The sequence below is a fragment of the Candidatus Dadabacteria bacterium genome (assembly GCA_026706695.1).
Lineage (GTDB): Bacteria > Desulfobacterota_D > UBA1144 > Nemesobacterales > Nemesobacteraceae > Nemesobacter.
The window spans coordinates 1-4,005 of the sequence record JAPOYE010000057.1; the positions used below are offsets into that span (position 1 = coordinate 1).

At 54.4% G+C, this 4,005-nt stretch carries 2 protein-coding genes and 1 pseudogene; all 3 read right to left on the minus strand.

Going from position 1 to position 4,005, the window contains the following annotated elements; all coding sequences use genetic code 11:
* Positions 1 to 134: 134 nt before the first annotated feature.
* Positions 135 to 1,115 (minus strand): dipeptidase, encoded by a 981-nt coding sequence (locus OXG10_04175; GenBank protein MCY3826567.1) that lies wholly within the window; start codon positions 1,113 to 1,115, stop codon positions 135 to 137.
* Positions 1,116 to 2,666, minus strand: a pseudogene (locus tag OXG10_04180) (hydantoinase B/oxoprolinase family protein).
* Positions 2,667 to 2,743: 77 nt separating this feature from the next.
* Positions 2,744 to 3,613: a succinate--CoA ligase subunit alpha gene (gene sucD / locus OXG10_04185; protein ID MCY3826568.1), complete on the minus strand. Its 870-nt coding sequence runs from the start codon at positions 3,611 to 3,613 to the stop codon at positions 2,744 to 2,746.
* Positions 3,614 to 4,005: the final 392 nt, after the last annotated feature.

Consider the following 4,005-nt stretch of genomic DNA (forward strand, 5'->3'; position numbering starts at 1 on the left):
GTGTTGATGATTTCCGGCCCCGGAAAGTACAGGATAAACCTGGGCTGACGGTCTTTGCCGCAGGTGCTTTGCTGCCTCTCTGCAAGGGAGATCGGCAAGTACCCGCTCTGTATAAAGGAATTATCGGCGACACGTTACTCTATGTCGTCCGGTGCCCTTTCGAGATTCGTTTTTATTATCCGAAGGAAGTTCTTTCCCATTATTTTTTTCACAACCGCCCTCGGATATCCCTTGCCGAGGAGATACTCGGGGAGTGCCGGGAGTTCGGATATATGTCTCATTTCCTCAGGGAAATCATTTATCGGCGCTCCGTCCATGTCGGTTCCCACTCCCACGTGATCCTCGCCGCAGACGCCTATAATGTGGTCTATGTGGGCGCATATGTCTTCGAGGGTGGCGTGACCCTCTCCTTTCCTTAGGAATTTCCCGTAGAAAACAACCCCGATTACCCCGCCCCTCTCGGAGATGGCGCGAAGCTGCTCGTCACGCAGGTTTCTTGGATGATCCACAAGCGCTCTTGAATTAGAGTGGGTCGCAACGGGTATGAGATCGGTTAGTTCCACGCTTTCCCAGAAACAGCGTTCGTTGAGGTGGGAGAGATCAAGCGTGATGCCCAAGGCGTTCATCTGCCGCAGAAGCTCTTTTCCCTGCTCGGAGAGTCCTTCGCTGCTTTCGGGCCCGGAGGCGTAGATGTTCCTGTTGTTCCAGGAAAGGCCGATAGCCCGGACGCCCCTTTTTTGGTATTCAAGAAGATGCTCCGGGTTCAGTACGGGGTCGGCTCCTTCCATGAGAGTGAAAAACCCGATTTTTCTGCCTTCCCCCAGTTTGTCTATGTCCCGTCTGTTTTTTATCTGAAAAACGCTTTCTGAGTGTTCACTGTATATTTTGTCGTAGAGGTCAAGCTGGGCCATGGCTTCTGTGACGGAACCCGCGGGTTTGTGCTTCGGGTGTATAAAAACGGTGTTGAAAACAACCCTGGTCCCGCTCTGTCTGAGTCCGGGCAGGGTTATCATGCAGGGAACCTCGGGATTCTCGAAGTCCCTTTTGTAGTGGCGCATGTGAAAGGCTATGTCCTGGTGGGCGTCGATGGTGAAAAAATTAGCCGGGACGGGCACTCCCCATCCTCCTCCTCCCGGAGTCTCGATTCTCACAGCTTCTCCTGCCTTTACCGCAACAGAGCATTTCGCGGGCAGCTTTTTCTCTTCCCCACCCGACACAAGCGTGTTCCGTCCGCTTTTCCCTTCTTCTCCGCCCTGGGCTCCCCAGGGCCGCTTCTCCCTTCTCTCGGTTATGAGGGAGACATGGGAGTCTTCGAGGAACCTGTACTGCCTTATGATTCCGTCCCCGCCCGGGAATCTGCCGGCGCCTCCTGACCCCTTTCTTACGGAATATGATTCCACCATTACGGGAAGCTCCCTCTCGATTGCCTCAACGGGAGTGTTAAGCGTGTTTGTCATGTGCGTGTGCACTGCGTTTGCCCCGTCCGCGTCCGACCGTCCTCCCATTCCGCCGGCTATGGTTTCGTAGTAGGCGTAGGAGGCATCGGAGGGTGTGTCTTGCGGCGAGCCGAACGCGAGGTTGCTCATTGTTCCCGCGCTTGCCGCCTGTATCGTTTCGGGTATTGCCACCGCCAGCGCTCCGAACACCACGTCCACTATCCTCTGGGACGTCTCTACGTTTCCGCCTACGACCGCGCTTGGGTACCTGGCGTTAAGAATCGAGTCCTCATCGACTCTGATCTCAATCGGCCTCAGGGTTCCCGAGTTAAGAGGCGTGTCTTCGCCCGAGAGACACTGAAAACAGTACAGAACCGCGGAGGTCGTTACGCTCAGGGGAGCGTTAAGACATCCTTTTACCTTCTTCGAACTTCCTCTGAAGTCCACCACCGCCGCGTCCCCGCTTATTTCTATCTTTACCTGTATCGGTATATTGCCCGTTCCCGCTCCGTCGTCTTCAAGGTAGTCAATAAAGACATAATCGCCGTCCGGTATTTTCTCTATGGCGCCCCTAACGAGCCTCTCCCCGTAGTCAAGAAGGCCGCAAGCGGCCTGGTTTATTTTCGAAAGAGAATATTTTTCGAGAAGCTCCCGCATCCTTTTCTCCCCGGTATCAAGCGAGGCTATCTGCGCCCGAAGATCCCCTTCTCTTTCCTCATGATCCCTGGTCGAGAGGATTATCTCCTGGAGCAGGGTTTCTTTCAGTATTCCTTCTTCCCGTATCCTGGTCGGGGGTATGATGATTCCCTCTTCGTGGATTGTCGTTGAAAGCGGCATGGACCCCGGGGTGTCGCCCCCTATGTCAGCGTGGTGGGCCCGCGAGGCGAGCAGAAACTCGGGCTTCCCATGAACGAACACGGGCGCTACGCACGTTACGTCGGGAAGGTGCGTTCCGCCGCGGAAAGGGTCGTTAAGTATGAAGACGTCTCCCGGGGAGAGGTTCTCCGTCGCTACCGATCTTGCGGCAAACGACATTGATCCCAGGTGTATGGGAATATGGGCCGCCTGGGCGATCATTTCTCCGTCTGAGTTGAATATGGCGCAGGAAAGATCCCTTCTTTCCTTTATGTTGGGAGAGAATCCCGCCCTTACGAGAACAGAACCCATCTCCTCGGCGATTGTTCCGAGAAGGTTGTTGAAGATCTCGAGCTCGAAAAGTTTTAGTTCCATACGGGCAAGATAATAACCAATTTAAGGATTGCCCGTGTGAGAAGCAGGATTCGGAGAGGCAGTTGAGTCTCGCGGCTTTAGGATATGACGCTTTTTAACGCTTCTCCCATCTCGGCCGGGCTTTTGCAGGTGGTGACTCCGGCGCGCTCGAGGGCACGGAACTTGTCCTCGGCGCTTCCCGAACTCCCTGAAATAATGGCTCCGGCGTGGCCCATCCTTTTCCCCTTGGGCGCCGTGGCTCCCGCGATGAACGCGGCTATGGGCTTCGTGAAGTTCTGGCTTATGTATTCGGCCGCCTCTTCTTCGTCAGATCCGCCGATTTCCCCTATCATTATCACCGCGTCTGTGTCCGGGTCGTTCTCAAAGAGCGAAAGCGTGTCGATAAACGTGGTTCCGATAACTGGGTCGCCGCCTATGCCGATGCACGTGGACTGTCCTATGTCGAGGTTGGTAAGCTGCCATACGGCCTCGTAGGTGAGAGTTCCGCTTCTTGAGATTATTCCCACTCTTCCGGGTTTATGTATGTACCCCGGCATTATCCCCACCTTGGCCTCCCCGGGGGTTATAACGCCCGGGCAGTTGGGTCCCACGAGCCTTGAGTCAGAACCCCTCATGTACTCTTTTACCCTCACAACGTCCAGGGTGGGTATTCCCTCGGTTATGCAGATTACGAGCTTGACGCCGGAATCAAGGGCCTCCAGCATCGAGTCCATCGCAAACGCTGCAGGAACGAACACAAGGGACACGTCCGCTCCGGTTTCCCGCACCGCCTCGGACATGGTGTCAAAAACCGGGAATCCCTCGACGCTGCTTCCGCCTTTTCCCGGGGTGACGCCGCCAACGACGTTGGTTCCGTACTCACGGCACTGGGTTGCGTGGAAAAGCCCGGCGCTTCCCGTTATCCCCTGCACGAGAACTTTGGAGTCTTTATCTACAAGAATGCTTATTTTTTCGGTTCTCCCTTGCGAGCTTCATTGTTTCTCAAATGAGGGGGAACTATAACATGCCTGTCTGTTTTTTCAAAGTCCTCTGCTCCGGGTCTGCAAAGATGGCAAAGGATATCCTGCAGTCCTGAAACGTCTTTTTTAGAAGGGTGCTCCGCAGCAGTCCTCAGAACATTGTTACCTAGTTCGGGGGAGGGCTGGTTTATAAGCGGTTTTCTGTGAAGGACGCACTGGTTCTTTTAGGACTTATCGTTTCGTATCATGCTCAAATTACTTATAAATTGTTACAATGCCCGTTCATGGCCAAGCCACCGCCCAGAGCGGGCGGAATGATACAGATCACCACTTGAACTTTAAAGTGCACCACTGACTTTGATAACTCTCTTTCAGGGGAG